The organism is Dictyobacter alpinus, from assembly GCF_003967575.1.
Taxonomy (GTDB): Bacteria; Chloroflexota; Ktedonobacteria; order Ktedonobacterales; family Ktedonobacteraceae; genus Dictyobacter; species Dictyobacter alpinus.
On record NZ_BIFT01000001.1, the window covers coordinates 4358357 to 4384365 of the forward strand.

At 46.2% G+C, this 26009-nt stretch carries 22 protein-coding genes and 5 pseudogenes; 9 read left to right on the forward strand and 18 right to left on the reverse strand.

Features of this window, described 5'->3' with window-relative positions:
• Positions 1 to 51 precede the first annotated feature (51 nt).
• The 6 genes and pseudogenes from EL633_RS17210 to EL633_RS17240 form a co-directional block, all read right to left on the reverse strand.
• Entirely contained in the window at positions 52 to 441 is a 390-nt protein-coding gene (locus tag EL633_RS17210) for a recombinase family protein (RefSeq protein WP_126628368.1), read from the reverse strand.
• A 101-nt stretch (positions 442 to 542) separates the two neighbouring features.
• Positions 543 to 658: pseudogene (locus tag EL633_RS38150) on the reverse strand (IS5/IS1182 family transposase); the annotation flags it as partial.
• A gap of 142 nt (positions 659 to 800) precedes the next feature.
• Positions 801 to 1292, reverse strand: a complete 492-nt coding sequence (locus EL633_RS17225) for a peroxiredoxin (RefSeq protein ID WP_126628369.1) — start codon at positions 1290 to 1292, stop codon at positions 801 to 803.
• A 130-nt stretch (positions 1293 to 1422) separates the two neighbouring features.
• Entirely contained in the window at positions 1423 to 1767 is a 345-nt protein-coding gene (locus tag EL633_RS17230; protein WP_126628370.1) for a YciI family protein, read from the reverse strand.
• A gap of 59 nt (positions 1768 to 1826) precedes the next feature.
• Positions 1827 to 2599: pseudogene (locus tag EL633_RS17235) on the reverse strand (IS5 family transposase); the annotation flags it as partial.
• A 78-nt stretch (positions 2600 to 2677) separates the two neighbouring features.
• On the reverse strand, positions 2678 to 2977 hold the full coding sequence (locus tag EL633_RS17240) for a hypothetical protein (protein WP_126628371.1): 300 nt from the start codon (positions 2975 to 2977) through the stop codon (positions 2678 to 2680).
• A gap of 231 nt (positions 2978 to 3208) precedes the next feature.
• On the opposite strand from EL633_RS17240, the gene EL633_RS17245 reads away from it, so the two are divergent.
• Both EL633_RS17245 and EL633_RS17250 read left to right on the forward strand, forming a co-directional pair.
• A complete protein-coding gene (locus EL633_RS17245) occupies positions 3209 to 3559 on the forward strand; it encodes a YciI family protein (protein WP_126628372.1) in 351 nt (116 codons plus the stop codon).
• 63 nt (positions 3560 to 3622) lie between these two features.
• A complete protein-coding gene (locus EL633_RS17250) occupies positions 3623 to 4903 on the forward strand; it encodes an RNA polymerase sigma factor (RefSeq protein ID WP_126628373.1) in 1281 nt (426 codons plus the stop codon).
• 128 nt (positions 4904 to 5031) lie between these two features.
• Here the strand turns inward: EL633_RS17250 and EL633_RS37115 are convergent.
• A pseudogene (locus tag EL633_RS37115) lies at positions 5032 to 5127 on the reverse strand (transposase); the annotation flags it as partial.
• A 70-nt stretch (positions 5128 to 5197) separates the two neighbouring features.
• On the opposite strand from EL633_RS37115, the gene EL633_RS17260 reads away from it, so the two are divergent.
• Both EL633_RS17260 and tnpC read left to right on the forward strand, forming a co-directional pair.
• The gene (locus tag EL633_RS17260) at positions 5198 to 5488 is read left to right on the forward strand and encodes a hypothetical protein (RefSeq protein ID WP_371865545.1); all 291 of its coding nucleotides are present in this window, start codon (positions 5198 to 5200) and stop codon (positions 5486 to 5488) included.
• A gap of 1616 nt (positions 5489 to 7104) precedes the next feature.
• Positions 7105 to 8499, forward strand: a pseudogene (gene tnpC / locus EL633_RS17265) (IS66 family transposase).
• Between the two features lie 797 nt (positions 8500 to 9296).
• Here the strand turns inward: tnpC and EL633_RS17275 are convergent.
• From EL633_RS17275 to EL633_RS38400, 4 genes and pseudogenes are all read right to left on the reverse strand, one after another.
• Positions 9297 to 11039 (reverse strand): M3 family oligoendopeptidase, encoded by a 1743-nt coding sequence (locus tag EL633_RS17275; protein ID WP_126628376.1) that lies wholly within the window; start codon positions 11037 to 11039, stop codon positions 9297 to 9299.
• Positions 11040 to 11079: 40 nt separating this feature from the next.
• Complete coding sequence (locus tag EL633_RS17280) at positions 11080 to 12738, reverse strand: ISL3 family transposase (protein WP_246039156.1); 1659 nt, start codon at positions 12736 to 12738, stop codon at positions 11080 to 11082.
• Between the two features lie 431 nt (positions 12739 to 13169).
• Positions 13170 to 13475, reverse strand: coding sequence for a hypothetical protein (locus tag EL633_RS37510; RefSeq protein WP_246039157.1), 306 nt, complete (start codon positions 13473 to 13475; stop codon positions 13170 to 13172).
• A 36-nt stretch (positions 13476 to 13511) separates the two neighbouring features.
• Positions 13512 to 13886: pseudogene (locus EL633_RS38400) on the reverse strand (RHS repeat domain-containing protein); the annotation flags it as partial.
• A gap of 320 nt (positions 13887 to 14206) precedes the next feature.
• On the opposite strand from EL633_RS38400, the gene EL633_RS38160 reads away from it, so the two are divergent.
• The 4 genes from EL633_RS38160 (at position 14207) to EL633_RS17305 (ending at position 15201) form a co-directional block, all read left to right on the forward strand.
• A complete protein-coding gene (locus tag EL633_RS38160; RefSeq protein ID WP_371865562.1) occupies positions 14207 to 14398 on the forward strand; it encodes a hypothetical protein in 192 nt (63 codons plus the stop codon).
• A complete protein-coding gene (locus tag EL633_RS17295) occupies positions 14377 to 14538 on the forward strand; it encodes a helix-turn-helix domain-containing protein (RefSeq protein ID WP_126628378.1) in 162 nt (53 codons plus the stop codon). The genes EL633_RS38160 and EL633_RS17295 overlap by 22 nt, the downstream gene beginning before the upstream one ends.
• 9 nt (positions 14539 to 14547) lie before the next feature.
• A complete protein-coding gene (locus EL633_RS17300) occupies positions 14548 to 14919 on the forward strand; it encodes a transposase (RefSeq protein ID WP_126628379.1) in 372 nt (123 codons plus the stop codon).
• A gap of 75 nt (positions 14920 to 14994) precedes the next feature.
• Complete coding sequence (locus EL633_RS17305; RefSeq protein WP_126628380.1) at positions 14995 to 15201, forward strand: hypothetical protein; 207 nt, start codon at positions 14995 to 14997, stop codon at positions 15199 to 15201.
• A gap of 1019 nt (positions 15202 to 16220) precedes the next feature.
• On the opposite strand, the gene EL633_RS17310 is transcribed toward EL633_RS17305, so the two are convergent.
• From EL633_RS17310 to EL633_RS17335, 6 genes are all read right to left on the reverse strand, one after another.
• The gene (locus EL633_RS17310; protein WP_126628381.1) at positions 16221 to 17300 is read right to left on the reverse strand and encodes a hypothetical protein; all 1080 of its coding nucleotides are present in this window, start codon (positions 17298 to 17300) and stop codon (positions 16221 to 16223) included.
• Entirely contained in the window at positions 17293 to 19548 is a 2256-nt protein-coding gene (locus EL633_RS17315; protein WP_126628382.1) for a Z1 domain-containing protein, read from the reverse strand. The genes EL633_RS17310 and EL633_RS17315 overlap by 8 nt, the downstream gene beginning before the upstream one ends.
• Before the next feature lie 27 nt (positions 19549 to 19575).
• A complete protein-coding gene (locus tag EL633_RS17320; RefSeq protein WP_126628383.1) occupies positions 19576 to 21138 on the reverse strand; it encodes an ATP-binding protein in 1563 nt (520 codons plus the stop codon).
• Between the two features lie 415 nt (positions 21139 to 21553).
• Complete coding sequence (locus EL633_RS17325) at positions 21554 to 21790, reverse strand: hypothetical protein (protein WP_126628384.1); 237 nt, start codon at positions 21788 to 21790, stop codon at positions 21554 to 21556.
• A 331-nt stretch (positions 21791 to 22121) separates the two neighbouring features.
• A complete protein-coding gene (locus tag EL633_RS17330; protein WP_126628385.1) occupies positions 22122 to 23315 on the reverse strand; it encodes a hypothetical protein in 1194 nt (397 codons plus the stop codon).
• Positions 23316 to 23333: 18 nt separating this feature from the next.
• The gene (locus tag EL633_RS17335; RefSeq protein ID WP_126628386.1) at positions 23334 to 23639 is read right to left on the reverse strand and encodes a helix-turn-helix domain-containing protein; all 306 of its coding nucleotides are present in this window, start codon (positions 23637 to 23639) and stop codon (positions 23334 to 23336) included.
• Positions 23640 to 23808: 169 nt separating this feature from the next.
• Between EL633_RS17335 and EL633_RS17340 the strand changes: the two genes are divergently transcribed.
• Positions 23809 to 24864, forward strand: coding sequence for a DNA cytosine methyltransferase (locus tag EL633_RS17340; RefSeq protein ID WP_126628387.1), 1056 nt, complete (start codon positions 23809 to 23811; stop codon positions 24862 to 24864).
• 150 nt (positions 24865 to 25014) lie between these two features.
• On the opposite strand, the gene EL633_RS17345 is transcribed toward EL633_RS17340, so the two are convergent.
• Entirely contained in the window at positions 25015 to 25818 is an 804-nt protein-coding gene (locus EL633_RS17345; protein ID WP_126628388.1) for a hypothetical protein, read from the reverse strand.
• Between the last annotated feature and the right edge of the window lie 191 nt (positions 25819 to 26009).

Sequence of the window (26009 nt, forward strand, 5' to 3'; positions counted from 1 at the left end):
ATAAAGCGACCTTCTTCCTATACGTTATGTTTCTCTTCTCATACCCAACGCTTAACGGGGAGTGAACAAACTACAATCGACTTGCCAAATCCTTAGCGGGGATTTGGGGGTAAAAATGTTGAAACCCCTTTTCTGAATGGTTCCTTTCGGCTTGCTGAGGGTGATCCCCTGGCTTTTCTTAGCCGCCAGAGCTTCCCTGGTTCTCATGCTGATGAAGTCGCGTTCTAGCTGGGCCAGCAGAGAAAAGACCGTGACGATAATGTTGGAACTCATATCGTGCTCGGTGAGATCAAGATGCTGTTTCAAAGCGACGAACCGGACACCTCGTTGTACGAGGGCATTGACCAGCAGGATGATCTCAGAGGTATTGCGTCCCAAGCGCGAGAGCTCCGTGACCATCAAGGTGTCTCCCCACTCCGGGCGGGCAAGAATTTCATCAATGCGGCGCTCTGGTGAACGAACTAGTCAAACGTGGCATCCGACTGATTGCTTTAAAACAACATATCGATCTAAGAGCGTGTTTGGGAAATGGGTTAGACGCTCCGACCTAGACGGGCTACGAGCAGCCGAATCATTGCCACTTGTATGAGCGTCTCGCTGGTCTGGACTGATGCCGCTCATAGTCTTTGCTCAATCGACGAGAACGGGAGAGCCAACCCTGTCCAATTGCATTTATCGTTTTTGCTATTCCACCACTTGCTCTCGCTATCCGACGTAGACGAGCACGCTATGCTCTAACGCAAGAAGATGGACAAGTGTAAACTCGTCCATCTTCTTTTAATCGGAGGGAACAGAGGCGACTATGAGTTGCTTGTGTCCTTCACTATATTGAGCGCTTCGGCTATATGCTGCTCAGGGGCAAAAATTGCAGAAAAGACGAGGCGCACAATCCCTTGCTTATCGATGACGTATGTCACTCGTCCAGGGAGCAGCCCATACTGCGTGTCTTCATTAGGGACACCGTAGAGCTTCCGTAGAGCACTATCGGGGTCACTAATAAGCATAAAAGGGAGACGATGGTGCGAGGCAAACTGCTGATGGGACTCTTCTGAGTCAGAGCTGACGCCAATGACTTCAGCACCCGCGTCTTTAAAATCCTCATAACGATCACGGAACGCGCATGCCTCTGCCGTACAACCAGGGGTCTCGTCTTGTGGATAAAAATACAGGACGACGGCCTTTTTCCCCTGGAAGTCTTTTAAACGCTGCGCACCATCGACCGATGTGGGCAGGGCGAAGTCGGGAGCCTGATCGCCCACTTTCACGCTGCCCTCTGCCGCTTGTGTACTCATTTATCTCTACTCCTTGTTCCATATCTCGTACATACTGTTTGTCAGAACCTGTTGGATATTTGCTTCCATGCTCATCCATTACGCACATGATGTTGTCGCGTATGCGACAACATCATGCCCATTCTATGCTCTAGTCCCATTCAACAATGGGGCGGATTTCGATTGAGCCAACTTTCGCCTCTGGAATCTTGGCTGCAACTGCTATAGCCTCATCCAGGTCTTTACATTGTAGGATATAATACCCCCTCAATTGCTCTTTCGTTTCAGCGAAAGGACCATCGGTTGTCATTGTTCTGCCTTCGCGCACACGCACAGTTGTGGCAGTACTCGTTGGGTGAAGAGCCTCGCCCCCATTTATATGCTCGGCTTCTTCCTTTCCAAAGGTATTATATGCAGTCAGCTCAGCCTCCTGCTCAGCCTTGCTCATTGTAGCGGCTGCCGCTTCACTACCGTAATTTAGTGCTAAAAAACGCATGGTGTCAATCCTCCTGTATGCTTTCCTCTATTTTGTCCAGCAACCCTTTGTCGCTTTCATTAAAACGACGAATGAATTGTACAGGAATCGACATTTTTAAGAGCGTGTTTGGGAAATGGGTTAGACGCTCCGACCTAGACGGGCTACGAGCAGCCGAATCATTGCCACCTGTATGAGCGTCTCGCTGGTCTGGACTGATGCCGCTCATAGTCTTTGCTCAATCGACGAGAACGGGAGAGCCAACCAAACGTACGCTCCACGATCCACCTTCAGGGCTGAACGCTGAACCCGCGTGTGTCTGGAGATCGCCCCACAACCGTCAGGTCCCAGTTGCCCTCAGCGCGGGCACCAGTCGGCTCAGTCTTTGCCTCGATAAGCAGCATCCGCCCAGATTTTCGCGGATTATGTGGCACCAATGGAGCGAGCCCTGCCAGGAGGCAACGAGCACCTCTGGTATCATGTACGTCCGCAGGGGTCACAGAGATGGAGAGCGGCAAGCCGAGTGTATCAACGAGAAGATGCCTTTTACGGCCCTTGACGTGCTTGTAAGCGTCAAAACCGCTGATGGTGTCCGACTCCTCGACAGTTCTGACGCGGATGACGCATCGATGATTGCTGCACTTGGTTGCGCATTTTTGCCTACTCGTTCGCGTTCAGCAACTCGAAGAGCTGTATACACCTGGTGCCAGCTTCCTTTCAGGTGGAAGCGTCGAAAATGGGAATACACTGCTTGCCAAGGCGGAAAGTTGCAAGGAAGGGAGCGCCAAGGACAACCAGTTCGCAGAACATACAAGATGGCATGACAAATTTCTCGTAAGGAATGGGTCCGAGGAAACCTCATCACGACCGTGTTAACATAGGTGTTTCATATCTCTTGGACCAAAACGATGCGTAGGAGAAAACCATGGAGTTAGCCGAGTGCGGAAATTTCCCAGAGTGGAGGTTGGATCAAGACGATGCGACCTCGGCTCTTGCGCCGCCGCACTGGTGGGTCAGTACAGTAGCCCGCAACGGTGCGCCTGAAAAAGAAGATGGCAGCGAGAAGAAAGACCACAAAGACGAAGAGCAGAATGGATATCCCCTTTGCCTGCGCCAGGAGGGTGTTGGGATTGTCGTAGAGATGAAGGGAAGAGGGGACGTGTGCGATAACGTTCGCAAGGATCAAGAGAAAGAGAACAAGAGACTGGATTTTCAGGTTTTTGTTTTCCACGCGTGGTTCTTTCTCTCGATAATCCGAACGTGTCTTTTTTATGAAAGACGTCTTATGAGATGTATGTAGTGGGCGCGGGTTGCAGTTTTGAGTCCATCACCGCAATTTTTGGGAATCTCAAAAACTCGTCGCCTGAACTGTCGAATTCGTCGATGGCCGTTCGTCGTTAAGGTGAAGCGGAATTGACTGCTAAGAATTGACAGAAATGCTATGCTACAGGAGGTTTTCACTATGCGTTATATGTTACTGATCGCTAGCAATGAAGAAGTGGCGCGGCAGAGAAGCCAGGCTGAACTGGATGCGGAGTTTGCTGCTTACACAGCATTTAGCAAAGAAGTTGCAGATCGCGGTGTCTTTTTGAGCGGCGAGGTGCTGCATCCGGTCAATGCGGCGACGACCGTGCGTGTGCGCGATGGGAAAGTCTTGACGACCGATGGACCCTTCGCCGAGACCAAGGAGCAGCTGAGCGGTTTTTATGTGCTGAAATGTAAGGATCTGGATGAGGCCATCGACTTCGCCGCGAAAATGCCGGGCGCACAGATCGGCTCTATCGAGATTCGCCCTGTAATGGAATGGGACTAATCTGCAGTTTGCTGTCTCACCTTCAGCCTGGTCTGAGGGTGAGATGGGGCAGATGAGAATTGTATGACAGAGACGCAACACTATATTCATGATTGCATCGAGCAGGTCTTCCGTCATGAGGGGAGCCGTGTGCGTGCAGCGTTAATCAGCAGCCTGGGAGACTTTGAACTGGCTGAGGATGCGCTGCAAGAAGCCTTTCTCGCCGCACTCGAACACTGGCCAGACGAAGGCGTTCCACAGAATCCCGCTGCCTGGCTGCTGACCATAGCCCGGCGCAAGGCCATCGATCGCCTGCGCCGCGCTCAGACATTTGCGCGTAAGCAAGAACTCTTGCAGACGCTCGTTGAGATCGAGGAGCAGAGCGTCCCCTCTCCGCCTGAGACGTTTCCCGATGATCACTTGAAACTCATCTTTACTTGCTGCCATCCCGCACTCCACATGGAGGCGCGGGTAGCCCTGACGCTCTACACGCTGGGTGGTCTGACGACTCCAGAGATTGCGAACGCTTTTCTCGTACCCGAAGCAACAATGGCTCAGCGCCTCGTGCGCGCCAAACGCAAGATCCGCGATGCAGGTATTCCCTATAGCGTCCCCTCGCCTGAACGTCTGCCCGAACGGCTTGATGGCGTACTGGCCGTACTCTATCTCATCTTCAACGCTGGCTACAGCGCCAGCATCGGGGATGCTCTGATACGGCAGGAACTCTGCGCTGAAGCCATTCGTCTCTGTCGTGCCCTCTCCACCCTGCTCTGCGAGGAACCAACACTCCAAGAGGAGCCAGAGGTTCTTGGCCTGCTTGCCTTGATGGTGCTGCACGACTCGCGCCGCCACGCTCGTTTAAGCGTTCACGGTGAACTTATCACTCTGGAAGAGCAGGATCGTTCGCTCTGGGATCAAACGCAGATAGCAGAAGGGATAGCGGTGTTGGATCGTGCTCTCGCCCTGCGCAGACCGGGAGCATACCAGATTCAGGCCGCGATCAGCGCGCTCCACGCTCAGGCAACCCGCGCTGAAGAGACCGACTGGTTCCAGATCGCGCTGCTCTACAGCGAACTGGTCCGGCTCAATGGCTCGCTCGTCGTCAGGCTGAACTGGGCCGTCGCAGTGGCGATGGCAAGCACACCCGCGCACGGTCTTACCTTACTTGCCGAACTTGACGCTGACGGTGGGCTCAAGAAGTACCGCAACTTCCACGCTGCACGCGCGGACCTCCTCCGTCGTGCTGGCGACTGGCAGAGCGCGTGTGAAGCCTATCGTACCGCGCTCACCCTCACACAAAATACGGTCGAACGCGCCTTCTTGCAGCGCCGCCTGCTTGAAATCCAGACAAAATGCGATGGCTAGCTGTTCCTCTCCCAGCCTCTGGCTAACCGCCAGCGCTCGATAGACGCCTTCGTATTGATTTTCCGTTGCATCCCACTTCGTCCAAGAGATATGAAACACCCATGTCAACACGGTCGTGATGAGGTTTCGGTCCGAGGTCTGCCGCGTGAGGGTTCGGAGGGGAAATGCTGTTGCAAGCACTCCCACTCAGCATCGGAGAGGTTGCTTGGATAGATTGTACTCATACTTCATCGTCTACCAAATGTTGCCTCTCGTTGCATTCCCAAACACGCTCTTAGCACTGGTCAGCATGATATGAGCTCAAAGATAATCGTGACGGTTTTTTCTCTCCTGGCAGAACTGGAGCGCGATCTCATGAGTATGAGAACAAAGGAAGCCTTGAGCGCCAAGAAAAGTCAGGCCGTTATGCTCGGTAAGCCCAAGGGAACGATCCAGAAGAGCCAGTTTGAAGCTGACCTTCCACGCATCAAGGAACTCCTCTCACTGGGACTCTCTGTCCGTAAGATTGCCAGTTTGCTAGGGTACACGAACCATTTCGCTCTCAATACCTACGTGAACAAACGAAAGCTTCGTGAGTCGCTCTAGCATGGCATCCTCATTGGAGTCATAAGAGATCAAATTCCTTAACGTGGTTTTTCGGGCTCTGACTCAATTTTGATGTATTCTTAACGGGCAATCAGCTATAATTCGGTCATAAGTTGAAAGTAAATGGAAGGAACCGACTCATGACCAATGTATTGCGCTCACCCGCATAACCTTTGAGGATACAGAAAAAAGAAACGCACACAGAGATCTGGCCAAAACTATTTTGGCCAGACCTCCTTTTAGGATACAAGCTCGGGTATCAGATATCCACAATCTGGCAACATTTTTCACAGCCAACAGGTTGTATCTCCTTGGCAGATGATCTCTCAGGTTCGAACAAAGATACTGGTCATCAATTCAGGAAACACGTTCAGATATTTGGACATTGTAAATATGATTACTAAATGGCGTAGTTTTTTGATAATTCCGTGGCGCTTCTTGCGGAGGAACTTCTCAGCAAACACGTTCCTCAATCGGCTTTTCAAGCCTTTACACCACGATGGGAAAGAAAAAGGCAACCTTAGCAGGCCGCTAGAGAATTGTCCAATTTTACCGCCATCAAGTAATCACATTTACATCAAGAGTAAGATAAACATTCGCAGATGTTAGGTATTTTTACTTAACATCTGTTCATATCTCTATTATTACTGTTAAAATGGTTTATGGGAGCTAGAATGAAGCCAAACATGTCAAAAAGAGACGGACCAAAGCAATCTGGATGAAAGCTTCACTGCTGAAAGGTAGTTCTTCATAGTTACGGACCCATTGATGGATCGTATCAGATGAAGGTACATGTGACGACCTTGCGTTTGCGTTGTGCCTAAAAACCCTTTTTAGGTTTGAAGATTTGCGCCGAGAAATGATCTCGAACGTCACTTTTGGAAACACAGTTAGGATCAATGGTGCTAATAATTTTCATTGATCATCAGTAAGATCCGTTACATATCCTTTGTGATGTACTGATCGAGGCATCGACTTCGTTCTTTTCATTTAATGTGTGTTGAGTTCTTTTCCTTTATTCTATTAGAAAAACGAACATTTTAAGAGTGCGTCTTAAAATCGCAAGCAATATACTGTACAGAGAGAGATAGAAACATGAATAGTGCGCTGTTTTGGTTTAGTACTACTCGAGCAGAAAAAAATTTTCTTTGACCATAGCTGCTTTTATATCAATATTACTTGGTATATTAAATGTAATTATATTTGGCCTCACTCTTTATGATTTATTGCTTATACTGTTATTCGGATTTACCCTCTTCATAGCACTACTATGTTCTATTGCGTTGATAAAAAATAGATCTGTTTCAAATATACCATTATATGTAAAGTCAAATTTTTATATATTACTTCTTTTTATATGTTTAGTTTTATTACAAATTTTAAATTTTTTACAGTTAAGATATTTATTAAACACAAGATTTAGTAATATAGTAATATATTTCTTAGTTTCTATTTCAATTTTATTGTTTTTTTATCTTATTTATCGACAACTAAAATACAAAAGGCTTAGTTAATAAACTTGAGATGAGGTAGGCCCAGGATACGTGTAAAATTCGTAACTGTTCAGTAGGGCTATGTGGTTGCAAAGATACGCTCCAATCTGCTAGAGTAGCCCCATGACGAAGGACGAAGAACTGAACCACCTCCGACAAGCGAATGAGGCGCTTCAAACAACCAACCAGACCTTGCGAGAGGGGTTGCGGGAGGCGATCCATGCCATTGAATCCCTCCAACAGCGTGTCAAGGATTTGGAAGGGGTGGTTGCCTTTCAACAAGAGCGTATCAAGACACTTGAGGGGCAACAGGCCAAAGACAGCCACAACAGCAACTTGCCACCCTCCTCTGATCGCTTTGTGCGGGTGCCCAAATCGTTGCGCCAGAAGAGCGGCAAAAAGGCCGGAGGCCAACCTGGGCACGAAGGGCATGCCTTGCACCAAGTCGAGACGCCAGATGAGATGGTGACCCATCGGGTCGAGTCCTGTGCCCACTGCCATCAGAACCTCGACGCCTGTGCTGCAAGGATTGCTGAACGCCGACAGGTCATCGATCTGCCTGCCAAACGGCTGTGGGTCACGGAGCATCAGGCTGAGGAGAAGCTGTGTCCAGCTTGTTTGCATCTGAGCCGTGCCTCCTTTCCTGCCAATGTGCTTGCGGCAGCGCAATATGGGACGGGCATTCAAACCCTCGCGGCGTATCTGGTCGCCGGTCAGGTCGTTTCCTATGCACGTGCCAGCCAGCTGCTCCAAGATCTTTTCGGTGTCCAGCTCTCCAGAGCTTCCATCGCTCGGTTTGTAACCCGTTGTCATCAGCATCTGGCCGAGTGGGAAAGCATCCTCAAAGCCGCGTTGGTGAAAGCCCACGTTCTCCGTCAGGATGAGACCGGAATGCGCGTCGGCACAAGCGGTTGGTGGGTCCATGTCTGTGCAACCGAGCAGTTGACCCACGACGGGGCAAACGCGAGCCGGGGGCGCGAGGGCATGGACGCGATTGGGATTACTCCCCAGTTCACGGGCATCTCGGTGTATGATGCCCTCCCCAGTTACCAGGGCTATCGGTTCACCGAAGCGCTGTGCAACGTGCATCACTTGCGCGATCTGACTTTTATCGAAGAGGAACTCGAGCAAGCGTGGGCAAAAGATATGAAGGTGCTGCTGCTGGACATGAAAGAGGCCGTTGAGCACGCTCGCGCCCGAGGCCAGCCGGAACTGGAAACAGCCGTTCTTGCTGGTTTGCTTACGCGCTATGATCAGATTGTCTAGGCTGGGTACCAGATCAATCCGCTCGCGGTAAAACCGAAGAAGTCGGACCAATACAAGCGGATGACGGGACGACCGAGGCAAAGCCCCGCACGTAATCTGCTGGACCGCTTTGCCCAGCGCAAGTGGGATGTGCTTCGCTTCCTGCTGGACTTGACCGTGCCCTTCGATAACAACCAGGCCGAGCGCGACCTGCGCATGAGTCATCCGTCCAGCAGAAGATTTCTGGTTGCTTCCGCACGGAGGAAGGGGTGAGGAGCTTTTGCCATATTCGCAGCTACCTCTCCACGCTCCGTAAGCAACGCATTCCGCTGCTTTCGACACTGGAACAGGCCCTTCTTGGTCATCCGGTTCACCCCTTCTGAACAGTTACGAATTTTACACGTATCCTGGGCCTACCTCGCGTGGTGATACTCCTATGATAGTGTTGTGATAGAGATGCCCTTGCGACCCGGCTCTCCCCTACCGTGCTGCGCTGACCAAAGGGGAAAAAGTGAGGCGCCAGATCAGCCAGAAAAACTGCCAGCATTCGGAGCGGCACCAGCTGGTGCCAACTCCAGTGAGAACAATATGCCGCCAAGATTATGAGTTATCAGGAATAAGATTGTTTGGTTCAGTGGCGTAGACTACTGTATATCCGCAAGACGTACAAGTAACCGGTTGAGTAGATGAAGTACGTGACTTTTTCCCCAAAAATGATGCAGATCTTTTGAACTGTGCAAGCATAATAACACCCATTGAATATGAAACTCGCACACGTGCTCCTCCGCATTCAGGACATGGTTTCAGTTCTGGAGCATGCATGATGATAACCCTTTCTTCCCATGCAAATTTTATTTTACAACTATTTGCTGTTCTTACTAGATGTTGAACATACAGATATGTTGTTTGTCGAATAATGGTTCAGTTTTCCGACGAATATAGGATCTTGGACACTTTCGGTGTGCCTCCTTGACAGAGAGACACCTATGAACAAAGGTGGTCAGCCCACATGATGGAAAAATGCTTGTCTGACTGAACAATTGTGCAGATTTACGGGTGTTTTCTGGAGATCACTCCGTTTTTCCCTGGTGCGTTGTCCGTTGATTCTCCTCTCTTTCCAGTTTCTCAATGGTTTGCATCATTGGTTGCAGCATCCCCTGGAGGGTCGCTGCATCAAAAGCAAACTTGACTCCAGCAGCCTCGAAAAGCTTTGGAACGGTTCTTGTTGCTCCCAAAGAAAGTGCGTAACGATAGTGTTGGAGCGAAGTGTGCGGATCACGCAGATAGTTGTTCCAGACCTGGAGGGCGCCCAAGGCTGCAAAGGCATACTCAATATAGTAGAATGGCCATCCATAAAAATGCCGTACCTGCTGCCATTCTGACCACCTCTGCGCCTCCAGACCGCTCCAATCGATGTCTGGGACATAGCGAAGAGAGAGTTCTACCCATTTCTGACCGCATGCATCCAGGTCCATGGCCTGCTCAGGGTTTTCGTAGACCCAATGTTGGAAAGCATCGCCGCGAACAGCAAGCGGGAACAGCTGTGTCACGAAGCGCTCGAAATGTTGGATTCGAAGCCTTGTTTCTTCAGCCAACGTACACAATCCTGATTGGTGAAGATACATTACTCCTAGCAGCTCCATGGTCGTCGAAGCTACTTCAGCGAACTCTAACGGGAGAGCATTTGCCTGCCGTTGTTGGATGTAGGGAAGATGACTCATCTCAAAAACCTGAAAAGCATGTCCTGCTTCATGAAAAATGGTCACCACATCCCACAGCGATTTCGTCTGGCCAAAAATGAAGGGACGTCGACGAGCTTCCAGATGCATGTTATATCCTCGATTCGCTTTCTGTGGCCGATCCTCCAGGTCGCAGAGACCCTCCTGAATCATCGTTGCAAAATAGGATTGGAGGTGTGGATCAATATACCCAAACAGCGTCGTACATTGTTGTAATAGCACGTGTATATCGGAAAATTGACGTGGGGGAACACTTCCCTGTGGATCAACCCACGTATCCCAGGGACGCAAGATATCCACTTCCAGTTTCTGACGCCGTTTCTCCCAGATGCGACTAGCGGCTGGCACGATCACCTGTTCAACCGCCTCATGAAACTGCTGGCAATCAGCCGGAGTATAGTCAAAACGCAATAACTGTTGCCAGCGATAGTCACGATAGTTGTCATAGCCAGCATGGTGAGCGATTTGCTGCCGCACTTGTATCTCTTCCACCCAGAGTCTGTGGAGTCGCTCTCGATCTGCAAGTTGACGCTCATTCATCCTGTGCCAAGCCTGCTCACGCCGCTGTCTCTCTGGGTCAAACAACACACGTCGTAACGAATTGACGCTCACCTCTTTGCCTTCCCAAGTGACCATTTGCGCCCCATTCACTTGCATGTATTCGTTACTCAGCTTCTCCTCTTCATTCAGGAGTGGCAGGTTGGTTTCACGGAACAGTGCTACCTCCGTGCGTAGATTACGCAAGGGGATCGAAAAACCTTCTGGAGAGAGACCACTGGCGAGCAACTGCTGTTTGAGCTGCTGGTCATACGACTGCACCGGAAGGGAAATATCATTCAGGAAGCGTTGTTTGCGTTGGACAACCTCCTGGTCTGCGGTATTTTGTGTACAAGCAATTTCCAGTCTCGCCAATGTTTCATCAACCAGTTCACTCAGACGTGACCACTGTGCGAGCCAGAACGGCACGCTCTCTTGTGAGAGCGTTGTCGCTGTTAATTCCTCATACCAAGGTTGTATCTCTGACCAACTCAATTGTTCAAAAGACTCGCTGGAGGGTGGAAGTAGAATATCCATTGATCAAACCTTTCTTCAAATACAGAAAGAGAGGTGCATGTCATGCTGACTCCTTAAAGTACAGCTTTCGCCTTTCGATACGCTGGCCCCGAGGAGAGCGCTCTCTCTCATCCTTTCCCAACGATGCATGCGCAGTCGGATGGAGCAGCACGCGGCGTTGCAGCAGCGGAAAGCCTGCTTGCCCATACGAACTACGTTTGATCCATTTCACTTTATTGACAAATCCCTCGACCATGCCATTGCTCCAGGTCAGACTGCATCCTTTGGCAACTGCCTCCTCATCATCGGCCAGTCCATCAACAAAAGTAATCAGTTCCGCGATTCCACTGGCTTGGACAGCAGCTTTCCATTGCTCCAGATGTATCCGTCCCTCGTGTCTTCGTAGGAGGCGACCAAAGTCCTGCGCAAGCTTAAACACGAGAGCAATGCTCACGTCGCACTGTATGAGCTGATCTAGATAAGCCGCTTGCTCTCTCGTACGGTTTTGTGCTGGCCTTATCATCATGAGCGCAACACCTCTGGACGAAGGAGGTTTATTCCAGATGACTGTCTGCTTGGAGACAGGGCGTGCGACGTTCTGACGAAAAGGACGAAGCCGCATCTGAAGCGTGCGCTGCGTCCCCGTGTATCCCCGAGTGACAATTTCCTCGTACAGCTTGGCGACATTGTGGCACCCCTGGTTCCATCTCGCAGTCAGATAAGAAAGGTAGGGATCAACGATGGAAGAAGAGCGAGATCGTCGTCGCGGAGGCGGGGGCGTTTCTTGTTCAAGGACACGGTAGACTTTGCGCGAACTGACCCCGACAAGCTGGGCAATCTGCTCTTTATGGCATCCTTGCCGATACAGTTTCCAGATCCGCTTATGCAATTGTACTTGTTGGCGATGACGCGCCTGCCGCTCTTGTGCGACTTTTTCAGGGACTGCCGTCCTCGCAGCCGGACGTGTTTTGCCGATGATCCCTTGTATCGCCTTTTTGAGCGCACGTTCTTGCTTACGAAAGAACTTCTCCAGCGCTTCGGCAAAGTTCTTCTGTAAGTGAAAACGATCGACAACCTGATTGGCCTGAGGAGCACCGTCCGTGGCGGCTGCACGAAAGATTTTGCCGCGATCGCGTGAGACGAGATCAATTTCGGGATGCGTGCGCAACCATGCGGTACTCGTTTCGACAGAACGCTCGGCTAACAACTGCACGACCCGTCGCTTTTCCAGGTCCACGAGAATGGTTCCATAGCGCTGGCCTTTTTTCCACGCCCACTCGTCTATTCCCACCTTCACGACCTCGCCTTCGCTGGGTAAGGGAAGCTGCAAGACGCGACGGATGATGGTTTTGGCGGTGGTGGGCATGCCAAGGGACGAAGCGATCCGAGCCGCATCGGTTCCATTGGTGGTCACTCCTAGTGTCTGAAGCGCGTTGACGAGCCGATCCATCATCCGTGCGTAGCGCTGGACCAACTCTGGGAAGCGCTCGGCAAAGATATGTTGGGAACAGGATACCTCGCGACAGATCCACTTGCGCACCCGTAACTTGAGCACGAGGCATCGCCCGCCAAAGGCGACATCGGCAATGGTGCGCTGATAGTGGCTATGGACCCGAGAGCCAGGCGTCCCACACCGTGGGCAAAGTGCACTTGCCGAGATGGCATGAAGATGGACAATGATGGTCTGATTCTGGACCTCGATAGTCTCAAGACGCACCATTGAAGGAAATGCAAAAACAGGGGAGAGATCAATGGAAATACCTCCAGATGACTGAAATGATGAGAACTGATGCTATTCTAGCACATAATTACGCGACAGGCACACCGAATATGTCTCAGAGCCCACATAAAATTTCGCTCTGTATGCTGGTTCCGCCTGGAGAGCGGCGTGAATATTCTGACACATAAAATTTCCAAGCCGTTAAAAAGGTCCTTTTTTATAGATCTACAGAGTTAAAAAGTTGCAAGCGCAACCTAGAAATTTTATGTGTCAAAGTATGTCTGTATTGCCTCCCAGGCATCAAAAATCAATGAAAAGATATTTGTCGGACGCGAAAATTAACTCGACAAATGACAAGATAGATGTATTTCGCGGACTAATTATGCATTTGTCTGTATGCTCAACATCCAGTGTGTTAAAAAAAACCTACTTTATGAACGACCTCCATCTTGAACACTAGCCAAACAAGCTCCGGTAAAGAGTGCAACTGAAGCTCCTCCTAAAATTGAACCAATGAGACCCCAGCCAGCTGCAGTTCCTAAAATTGCTGTAGCTGCCTCTCCAGCAATCGCAGCTGTAAGTGCACCACCTGCTAGTACGGGTGCTAATATGGGAGCAAGAACTGCTGCGAGCGCAGCAAAAGCGATGGTAGCAGCTATTACAGCAGATGCATCAGCTATGAAATATGCAACTAATTCCACAGGTGTGCAAGCACCACTCACATCAGTCTCATTCACTTGATTATCATCAGCATACTCATACGGATTGGCCTTCAGCGTTTCCTGCAGGCTGCCGCCGACGGGGGTGCGTTGGGTCCAGCGCCCGAAGATCGGGTCGTAGTACCGAATGCCGAATTTGATCAGCCCAGTGGAGCTGTCCGCGTAGCCGCCAGCATACTGCCAGGGGCTGTTGACGCCGGTTTGGATGACGCTGCCAGCGATTGCGCCGAAAGGATCGTAGTCGTAGCTGGCGGCCATGTTGCCGGCACTGTCGGTCAGGCCCACGATGGAGCCGAGTCCATCGAAGAGATAATAGTAGACCTTACCCGCGGAGGTGCGCTCACTATTGAGCAGACCACAGCTACAGCGGACGTATTCGGTGGTGTTGCCTCCAACTTTCTCGCTACTCAGGCCTAGGCCGGTATACACGGTACTGGTGCCGTTGTTGTTGACACGTTGGGTCTGGTCAGTTCCAGTATACCCGAAACTATAGGTTTGGGTCGAGCCTGTTGCTGTTCCATTGCCACTGACATCCTGGTTGGCAACATTATAACTATGCGTCTGGGCAATGAGAGTGCTCCACGACCAGCGCTGCCATAGGTAATACTCTTCAGGTTGCCATTTCCGTCATAGGTATAGCTGGTGCTACCTGTGCTTGGTTGACCAGCGTAGGTACCGGTGCTGGTCGAGATCGTGGAGGGCCATATGCAGAAGCAGCGCGAGAAGCTGCTCCACAAGCCATTCAAGTGGTGGATCGCTATCATTTGGCACACAATCTTACAGAAACGCTGGAGCGCATCATGCGCAGACGCTTTCCAGATATTCAGAAGCTTCTTACCCCAGTGCCAGCAGTACCCATTGATGAAGATCTTCCGTTCAAATACCATGATGCAGCACGAGAAGTCACCTATCAGAAAAAATGGCAACCTATGAGCAGGTAATCGCACTCCAGCAACAGGGGCATACTGTGAGTCAGATTGCCGATCATCTTCGTATGGGCCGCCAACGGGTGCGCCGGTTGCTCAAGGGGCCGCCAGAGCGGACTATTCACAAACATCCTTCCCCGAAACTGAGTCCATGAAAGTCCTACTTGAGAAGCCGCTTTTTCGAGGATGGATGTCGCAATTCGCTGGAACTGTACCGGGAAATCCATTCTCAGGGCTACGATGGCTGTATGACGATTGTGGTGAACTACGTGACGAAACTGCGCCAACAAATTGGAGAACGCTCAACCGCAGGGCCCGTGACGCGAACTCAACCAACTCTCGCTAACGATGCGCTTCCTACACCACGGCAGGTTGCCTGGTGGTGTTATCTTCCCCATGAGCGCCTTCGAGAGAAGCAACAAGAACAGTTGCAGAAGCTGCGATCTCATGATGGAGAACTCAACACAGCGTATGAACTGGCACAGCGCTTCAGGAGCCTGCTTAACCAGCATGTCTCGGCAGGCTTTGATCAATGACTCCAGGAGGCTCTCGCCTGCGAAACTGCAGAGATACGCAGTTTCGCAAGAGGTCTACAACGTGATGAAAAAGCCGTGCGGGCTGGACTTGATCAACCCTGGTCTCAGGGACAGGTCGAGGCTCAGGTCCACCGCCTTAAGCTGATTAATTCGCCTCCAACGCCCTCCCCTTTCTGGCTGGTCCACGGTGGTTCGGCAGGTCGCCCTCACCTACACCGCTACCATCATCGTCGCTTTGGCTGCCCAGCAAGCTGGACGCCCCGATCTCATCCGCTCTCCTAAACGCGTTTTAGCTCATACATGGGAGGGCTTCTGAGTTAGGAAATGCCCTCGAAGTATTTTGAATTAATACGAATAGAATGGATTAGGAATAAAAGTGGAGAGGATTTTTTTTCGTGTTGCTACAATGTTCACCTTTTCTATCATAGTGTATAGAAAAGGTGAACATAAATATGGTGCCAAGAAGGCCGTCGCAAGATTACTCTTTTCGCGACGGCTTTCTTGTTTGTCTGCTAGCTGATAGTGGGCTGTGTTCTTACCTTAATTTATGCATGTCTCACGCTCCGAATCCTGACAGGAAAGTTGACAGGAAAAGGGGGAGACGATCAGGGATTTTCGTGGAAACCAGTAGAATTTGGGAGGGAATTTGAGCACAGGATAGATCTCGATGGACTCCAGAAGAGGGGTTATGCCGGTGGAGAGATTCGCCTCCTGTTGTTTTTTGCCGTTTATTCTCGTCCCTCATGCGCTCAAAATAAGGCGGCTTATTTATGGCTGTTTATGTTTATTGGCTCTTATTTGTCCGGGTCGCTGTACACGTTGCTGTATCCTAATGTAGCGGAAGTAGTTGACAGATGCCGCTAATATGGCGATAGATGGCTCAAAATAAGACAGGCCTTTCTAGAAAAAACGAGACCTGCCTTATTGTAGCCTGGTCATTGGTGAGCGGATTTGAACTACCCACAGGCCCATTTTCTAATGGCTTGCCAACTGCCTCGATTGGCCTCTCAAACGATTTAGCCTATTAATTTTGTCCAATTGAATCGAACGTTCATAACGTGCGTTGAACCGTTTTGCTCCCTGTTTTGTGGCTGCTAGATATGTTATTCATTTGATTTCTGTGGAGAGTTTCGCCCCCTTTATTTTTGCTATTTCTTCTCATCCTTCTTAAGCCCAAAATAATTTGGTTTATTTGTGTTTGCTTATGTTTATCGACTCTTACTTGTCTAGGTGCTGTACTTGCTGTATGGAGTAATTTCTCTGATTGATGGGTAAAGGATCTAATATCTAATAATATAGGTCTACTGTATTTTTATGACAAATTCTCTAAGTAAATTCCTCATGTACATATTTGGGTTTTGTCCTTCCTGCTTGAGAGAAATCATCTGTTTAATGTCATTATCTGATAGAATTAAGATGGTTTTTGGAGGGATTTCTCCACTATGGTTACACACAGCGTATGTTTTAAGGACTATGTTTTGGCCTGGTTGTTTTCTTGTAATAAGGAAACCGATCGAGCCTAAGTGTTTGCCGATATAAGTGGCCACTTGATCAATATCTTTCATCGTAAGCTCTTGAACATTTTTAGTTTCAAACATTACAAAGTAACCCTTATAGTAGTTCAGTACATGTCGCCAAAATGAGTTTTCTCCTTCATTTATAAAAATAATATCTCGTCTTTCAGTATAAAAGATAGTTGGCTCTTCTAATTTTCCATCAACTAAAGTATCTTCAAATAGATATTTTAATATTTGGAAGATTAGGCGTTGATATTGGTATGCTGTGCTGTGTCCTATTGATAAGCTGTCCAATTGTCTTATTAATCTGATACTTGTTGGTTCTTGGCTAGAAAGGCGCTCATAGTCGTCTTGCGCCACAGATATTGCTGTCAATTTGATTTTTAAGAATTCGGCATGAATAACAATAGCAAAGTTCTCTAAATCTACCTTTGGCATTTTATCTATCTTTTTTACTAGTTCAACAATTGCGCTTGGAACAATAGGATCTCTTTTGCCACTGATCCATTGTTCATCGATTCTATATGCTCCTTTTGCGATGTTTAATATTCCCGATTGTCTGTGGGGAATACTATTTTCACTCAGTACGGAACGTATTGGCCCTTCATATATTGATCGTGGATGGCATTTATGGAGTTCAATGCTTGCTTTGTAATCTTCATCTAATAGCCTGCCAATAACTATAGTTAGGATTAATTCTCGATATCCCCAAATTTCTGATAAAAAAACTAGCTCTACTTTATCTGAAGTGTCTTTGTCTAAATGGTGGTAGTTCTCGTGTTTAGCTTTCTCTAAAAAGTTATTCATCAGAGAAATCACTTTGTTAGAACGCTCCTGAGGCGTTTGTTCTGAACTATTATTCATATATTTGCCCTTTAATGGAAGCTGGTTCTTGGCTATACCAGGGAGATGACATTTTGCGCGGTACCCATACCGTAATCGCAGGGACATTATCTGCAACGACGTTTTTTGTCCCTTCTTCAAGTACTCGCAAATACTGAATATGGATAGTTAGTTCATTTTCTGCATGAATATTTCGATCTCCTGGGTAGATTTTACCAAAGCGATCTGGATATGCGCCTTGGAATAGTGTTGGTATTTCTCCTTTTTTTGCATCTTCAGACCTTTCTCGGATGGCAGAGGGATTCTTTCCACGGCTCAGCACATATACTCGGCACGTATCGTTGGGATGAGTTTCAAGATAGTTTTTAATCTGGATCATAAGACCTACGAATTTTTGTGAGTCGCTCGGTTTTGCAATTCTAAGTTGGGTGAGCAGTTCTATATAAGCCATCTTAAGCGGTATACAATCGGCCATCAAATGGCGCTGCATATCTGTTCGGCCCTCGTGTCCTACGTCTGGTTGCATTTTTTCTCTTATTCCAGCCAAGAATTGTTCTACTGCTATACGATTGTTTTGAGTTGCTTGTTCTGATTCGTGCGGTGCTTTGGGAGCATACCAATCATCACTGAAATTCCCCCGCATATAATCTAAATCTAATACATTATCGCGAGTTGGCTTTAGCATTGGAGTAAGAAAAAACGCTCGTTTCCACTCTGAGAGAGGCTTTCCCGTATCTCGATGAATCAGTAGTTGTCGCCGAATATCCTCTTCGTGTTCTACATAATGATGATAGGAGTCTCGAACAACATTTTCTAGAAATACTCGGCAGTAACCAAGATAACTCTTTTTATATCCAAAGAAGCGTGCCCTTTGTTGAACAGTATCGGCATTCCCCACGCCTATACCTCTCGACATGTACGTAACAGTCAGCCCTTCTATTGTAAATCCCCTATCCATTGCCTGGCCTCCTACTAATATGTAAGAGTAATTTGCTTTCCAGTCTATTTGTGGTGTTTTGCCTCTGGTTGAGTTGACTTCTTCCACTCGTGTTCTGCGGACAGCATGTAACAAACGATGAGTAAGACTTTCAAACGGGGGAAGATCTGAAACAGTGGTTAGAAGATCTTGGTAAGCAACATGAAAATCACTAAGTAAGTCTTTATGATCTAAATCTTGCTCATTGAGTTCAAGTATGCTTTTCCAGAGTTCTTTTGCATGCATGACCCAGGAATAATACTGCTTGTGTCCCATTGTTTTCAGCGAAGGATGAACTAGCATAGATCTATTACCTTTGCCGCCATCTTTGACTAAACCTGCTGCAACACCTAAAAGGAAGATTCTTATAGCATATAGTAGGCTCTCTGAAGGTTCAATAATTTCGTTATGTTTTGTCGAAATTTCACTCTCAGGGATAACTGAGATAAGTTTATTCGGTTCTGAAAAAAAGTCTTGACCGCCGACGTAATCTGCACCTGGAGTGAGTACTTCTGCGAAATCTGGGGACAACATGTCAATAAGGTTAATTAGTAAAGGTGCTTGTGGTGTAGCTGTGTATTGTAGAAAAGTATGATGAGGAAGACTTGCTTTCAAATGGAGCAGACGTTGGTATGTGGTGCTCTCCTCTCCATCTTTTACAAGCGTATTTAAACCTGCCTGATCTGCTTCATCATCTATCACAATTGTTGGTACTCGTTGGAGGTCGAGTTTTGAAAGAACTTGGATGAGGTTTTTCAAATGTCTATGATTTTTCATTACGGTTATTAATACTGTCTGTTGTTCTAATATTGGTACAGTAGGATCTTTCCAATCTCCTAGAATATCTCTAATAGTCTGATCAGCCCTACCTTTTAATGATGGGTTAGAGAAGTGTTGCCACTTACGATCGGATCTTGTATTTAGCTCAAGGTCTTGTTGTAATCTTTGGGTAGATTGTCTAAATAGAGGAGCAGAAATACCAGTAATCACAATGATTATTTGATAGCGGTTATCTAAAGCGAGTGACGAAACGGTTGTAAACGACATCGTTTTTCCACTTTGTACATACCCAACCACTAAACCTGTCACGTCGTCCTCTGTCTGCGTTGGAGGGGTACAGCGACTTAGTATAGATATGGCTTCCTTTAGGATAGTTTCTTTCCCTTCTTTAGGTATTTCCAACTTATTCAATAGCTTTAGAGTTTCAGATCCAACATAAGGACGCCAACGGGCAAACTGATTAAGAGATTGTGAAGTTATACCAATAATTTCTGAGGCTAGAAAATCGCTCATGAAATACTCTTCCCCTTTTCTACTTTGTTAATCTATCTTGAATAATGCGTTTCTTAGCAACTCGTTAATATTGCGCCTTATTGTTCCTGCCATTTTTACTCCACTATCACGTGCAGAAGTTTCTGCCAAAGCTATAGCTACTGCAATACGTAGTAAGGGTTCAATACGTGCTGACTCAACACCGCCAAAGCTCTCAGTGAATGGATGTGCTAACGCCAAACGAACTCCAAGCCGGCGAATACTGCTTCCGAATAGATCGATTTCGGCAATCAACTGATCATAAATACTTACCCAGTCGCCGACAGATGGGTCATTTGATAATTCGAGTATGATCTGCCATTGGTTGCCATTAAGTTCTATGTTTATCACCCTTTGAGAGGCTTTCGTTACAGAAGGCAAAGATATAGGAGGGTTTTGCGTATCAGGTAGAGCCTTAATCTGTTGCTCAAGAACTTGAGGTATCTCTTTCTCTATGACATCCGCAGTTCTGGCTGTGGCAACCTCAGCTCCTGGTATGATTTCTTGGGGTTTGGGGCGCGTTCTATGGCCTTCTGCCTGGTCTAGTAGAGGTAAAGGTTCTTCATTAAGTGCTTTTTTTAGATATTCAAGGAAGATTTCTTCATGTTCCTCCCATCTAAATCCGTCTTTTGTGTGGCTAACCTCGAATCCCTCGATGTGCAACTCGCCGAATAGTCTTTGATAAACAAAACTATTGTGATGACCAAAAATATATTCTGGGCGATAACCTTCATCAGCGCTTCCCTCAATGATGCGATCACGTCTAAATAACCCAAATCCTGCACTTGAAGTACTCCCCCTCTCTCTTAATGCTGCAAAACCATATACCCGAAGTCCTAATCCAAAATCGAAATCCAGGTTTTTCTTCCATAATCTAGGTGATTCATGAAGGTTTTTGTAAAAAGGGGCAGATAGAATCACAGGATCAGTATACGTTAACAATTCACCATTGAAACGTAACTCTAAAACATTCTCTCTGATGAAAATTCTGTAGATGCTTGCAAGGTGTTCCTTTATTTTTGCAATAGTACGTTTCTGTGGCTTTTTATGTAGCTTAGAAAGGGTAATTTCGGTATAATGGGTATCTGATCTAGCCATTTGTGATTGAGCGGTTAATTCCTCTATGTCATCATGGACAATTTTTCCGATATCGAAAGTTATAAGCCTTTCTGTCTCTTCGTTGAGGGCTGATGTCCTTACTGTCCACTGATCTGCAAACCAGCAAGCGGCGCTTTTCATTCCCATACCAAATTCTGACAACCCATTTTGATTAGGTGGAATTGCTGCTGGCCGAAATGCTCTTGTAAAATCTTTCATGTGTATTCCTGCGGCATTATCCCTTATGATTATCTGTCCCTCATCTGCCGGATCTAGCTCAATACTAATTTTTAGTTTGAATTGCTTATCACTAACTTCCTCGAGTTCTTGTCGATAGTCAAAAAAGCTTTGTAAGGAATTATCAACGAACTCAGCCAACGCAAACCATGGCTTATAGTTCAAGTGGCGGAGGACAGATAAAATGCTTACTCCAGGTCTGATATTTATGCGTTGTGTGTTATTGTTTTGATCCATTATCTGTTTTACGGATCTCTTTCTACAGAGAGTTACCATCTGTTTCAGAATACTATTTGATGAAGTAGGATGCGTCGTTACTTTAAGCGTTCCTATTTGCGGCTACAAGTGAATATTATACAAGGTAAGAACAATGATTTCACTTTACGATATAAAGATAGTTATATGTGAATTAGCTATGCTTAAGATTATATTGTGCTGTGTATGCGAAGTCAATAATACTTCGTACATCTACGTCTGATTGCATTTTCGAATTATCGTTTGTGGCTTGTGCAAGGAGCATAAACGTTAGACAAAACAACAATAGTTTCTGTTGTATAGCTATTTTTCATAAGCTAGGGTTTGCTATCGCTAAATAAACCTAACACCTGCCCCAAGTATTCTCTTCAAGGCAGGTGCTTCTTTAGAACAGAAACTAGGCTCGATTATTGAAAACTTCTTTGAATGCCTCAGCGTGATGATATGTTTGTAATGCTTGATCAATAATTTTGCGATAAGGTAGGCGATGTATTTCCCCTGGATTATTCTGTATTAATGCTAACTGCTGCTCTATTCTTTCGACTTCAGCTCTAAGCACGCGTACATCTTGCTGAAGTTTTTCAAAATAACTACGCATTAAGACATCCGCAGCATTTTCATTTTGGCTATTCATCTACTCTCTCCTTCCTTCTTGTTGGTGGCTGCCAATTTGCATGTTTCACTTGTTAAGAGTTACAATACCAGGTTTAAATATAACATATAAATTTATATAGTTCGTAACTAGCGTCATTCTCATACAAAAGGCTGACTGTTATAACTGACTTTTACTAAGGCTTCCTAGCTAGGAAACAAAAAATGGCTTGCTGTTAAGTATATAATGCTTTATACAAAAGGCCCTAACGGTTAAAGTTAGAGCCTCTCCTCAGAGAATAAATACATCTTTATGCTGGATGGCGCCGCTAGGAACAAAGAGCTTATCGCATAGACTTAACTTTTTGCGGCATTTATTCGTGTAGGTGTTTCCAGTGCACTCTTACCTTCGGAGACGTGTTTGCTCTTTGAATATAAGCATCAAGCTTTGTGTAAAAATCTATGCGGGCGGCAGGTGGCATTCTCAATAGCTGTGATAATACCCACTCGTAGATATCTTGATAGTAGAATGTTAAGCTATTATATTCTAATTTGCCGAAGTAACCACTTGCATTAGTTGTGGCAATTATACTTGGATGGATGTCTTGCTGTCTACATAAAATGATGATCTCTTTTGTTTCCGTCCCGCTCTCTCTATCAAATTCGCTTACTGATGAGAACGCATCCCTTATCCGTTGTTCGTCAAATTTCTTGACAGTCACTTCGTATATGTTATGAGTAACTTTTGTCCCATCATTATCAAACCCTTCCTCTACAATATCCCCTACTTTTTTGCTCGTTCTGTTAGTAGTATTTGCACTATCTTCATGACCGGAAACAATGATGCCTGTTTCTAGCACCTCATGGTAAGCTTGCAGCAAATATCCCGCAATCCTCTGGGGTGTATTTCCTGCGTCTGGAACCTCCATAATGAGCTGCTTACAAATTTTGTAAAGAAAATCGGGATCTGCTTCAGGCTGAACCTCTACCTTTAGAAGTGAGGATGCCTTTTGCTCTCTTAGAAAGTATGCATGAACATGGATCGCAAAATTTTCCACCTCTTCTTGTGGCATTTGTTCAATTTTTTTGACTAGTCTAACAACGGCATCCGCAACATTTTTTTGATCTTTTCCTGCTGCCCACTGTTCATTAATCTTTTGTGCAGCTTTTGCAATATTTAACACGCCTGATTGCCTGTGGGGTATTTCTTTTTCAAGCAAAATGGAACGTATTGGCTGTTCGTATATACTTCTAGGTTTACATTTATAGAAATCTTCGCTTGCTCGATATTCTGGATCAAGCAAACGGGCCATCACAATTGTGATGATAACTTCTCTAAAGCCCCAAACGTGAGTAGAAAATAACGTTTTTAAATCCTCCTCCAAAGCAGTATCCAATGGCAAAAAGTTATTGTTTGAAGCTCGATCAAAGTATACTTGCATTAACTCTGTAACTCTAGTATTCCGTTGCTGTGCGCTCAATTTTTTTGCTTTTTGTTTGATGAGGGGTTTAGAGGAGGGTATGTTGGTAATTCCATCATCCCCCCATAGACTCGGCAATTTATCCACTGTAAGCTCCTTCCTGGTTCAATGCGAATTTTCATCATGCTCTGAAGAGGCAACAATCTTGTCCAAAGAGATAGAAAGGATTGTTGCTAGTGCCAAAACTAGCTTTATGCTAGGATCCTTACGACTACCTGCTTCTAATCGAGAAATGTAGCTTTGGGTAATTTCAATGCCACATTCGCATAGAAGATGTGTAAGGTCTGCTTGAGTTAATTGGAGGCTTAGCCTTCTATATTTAACTTCTTCACCAAACAGAGATGTAAAGTTATTTGTAATGCTGTGTACTTGATTTAGCTTTTCAGCAGATAGCCCTTTTGGGTTGTTCATCACACCCCTCACTCTGATGATTTTGTTGATAACAAAAACAGATTATACTTGAAGTGGACGCTTTTAACCTCTTGACATATGTACATGATCATGGTACATTGATCATGTACATATGACTGACAGTCATATTTTAGAGATTCATAAAAAACTGGTCGTCCAAGGAGTGCTTATGAATGAGTCTATACAACCCAGAGCCATAGATATTTTTTCAGGGGCTGGTGGTCTTTCATTAGGCCTTCATATGGCTGGTTGGAATGTTGAAGCAGCCTTAGAAATTGATAAGTATGCTACTAAAACTTATCAGCAAAATTTCCCTAATGCTACTATTATGAATGTCGATGTCTCTGAGATAGATTTTAAGCAATTCCAGGGTATCGATTTATTAGCAGGTGGTCCTCCATGTCAGCCTTTTTCAGTTGCGGGAAAGCAAGAGGCTGCAAAAGATTTACGCGATATGTTACCACAGTTTATTAGGGCAGTAAAGGAGGCTCAACCTAAAGCATTTTTAATGGAGAATGTCCGAGGCCTAATTACTCCTAAACATCGGACATATGCTTTACTAGCAATAAACCAACTAGAACAATTAGGGTATTCAGTCCATTGGGCTGTGTTAGATGCGGCATCATATGGTGTACCTCAGCATCGAGAACGAATTTTTATTGTTGGAGTTCCTAAAAAAACACCTTTTAAATTTCCTAACCCAACTTATGGACCTCAAGCGCCTGAACCTTATGTTACAGTACGAAGAGCACTAAATGGGGTTCCAGCAGATATACCAAATAACGCAATTATAACGTATGCTAAAAACCCAGTACTTCGTCCCAGCCCTTGGGCCGGTCTGTATGTCAATGGCCAAGGAAGAGCTCTTAATATGGATGAGCCAAGCCTTACTATTCCAGCATCAGCAGGCGGAAATAGGACTCATATTCTAGACCCAGACGGTATTTTGCTTGAGTATCATAAGCATTTGATGAATGGTGGAGTTCCCCGATTAGGGATTGTCGATAATGTTCGACGCCTAACTGTACGTGAATCTGCTCGCTTGCAATCATTTCCAGATACCTTCGACTTTACTGGACCACGATCAAAACAATATGCTCAAATTGGTAATGCCGTACCGCCATTATTGGCTGAAGCAGTTGGAATGGCTATTTTTAAAGCACTATTTGTCACGGAGATAGTCAAAGGCAAAGAACTAGAAGTGGCACAAGCTACCTTATTCTAGGGACATAGATTGCTCTAATTTTTTAGCTCTTGAACTGCTAATTAAAAGTATAATTGAAAAGCACCTCATTTAAACAATAAGTGAGGTGCTTTTCAATTTAAAACTTTCAATTAGGAATGGTTTTCGTGTTAGTTATAGACTACTGTGAGATTACTTATGATGAAACTTTTGCCATTCTTTAACGCCCCGCTTGTATTCGTCTACGAGGAATGATTTTGATGTGTTTGGATCTAGCACAAATGTGAGTCTCTTACCTAACTTATTTCCAAATTGTTCCATACCGACATGTAAAGCCATTGCGATGCCTGTGGGTGTTTCGCTTGTTGCATAGACTTTGGATAAGATAACACCTCTCCTCCCCAACTTACCCAGCTCATTAGTAAGACCTCTAATTAAAACGCGAACATAGTGTTTTCTCGTTGTCGCATCGACATCAGGCTCACTGGCGATAATGGCAAGACATTCAACTGCTTTTCCTGGCTCGAACGCTTCAACATTCTCTGCGTCTATTTCCCACCCACGAATTTTACCGTTCATAAAATCCATCAAGGTTTCATGCTTTAAAGGGAGTAGATGGAAGAAGGCGACAACCTTATCCCCATGCTTAACCACATAACAGCTTTCTGGGTTTTTCCTCAACCAGCTTTGTCGTAGTTGGCTGCTCATCGTGTTTGGTGAAATGGCTCTTTTTGAGATTTGATACACAGTTTCCATATCTTCTTCTTGTGCTATCGCGAAATTGGTTTTTGGTGGCTCTTCTGCTGTGAGAAATGCGAGCCACTTCTCTGCGTATGTGTCCACTTCTTCTTTGAGATAAACGCCAGTCTTTCTTCCTGGGGGAGTGATCTTTCTGAGTTTTCTTTGGTTAACCAGGTTTCTTAATGCTGGCTCTGTGATTGCAAGTTTCCTTTGCACCTCTCTACCGCTGTAATACCTATCACTTAATTGCACCATTTCAGGCCTCCTTTTCTCTATGTGCTTCCAGTGCTACTTTTAAGATTATACAGTGTCAATGTGAAATAGGCAAGCAATCAATAGTGTGAACATTAAGATTTCATTAATATCAATAATGTGAATGTGAATTAATTGACAAGCTGGATTTTCTCAGGTATTATTAAAGCATCGAATGTGAATGTGAACTTTGT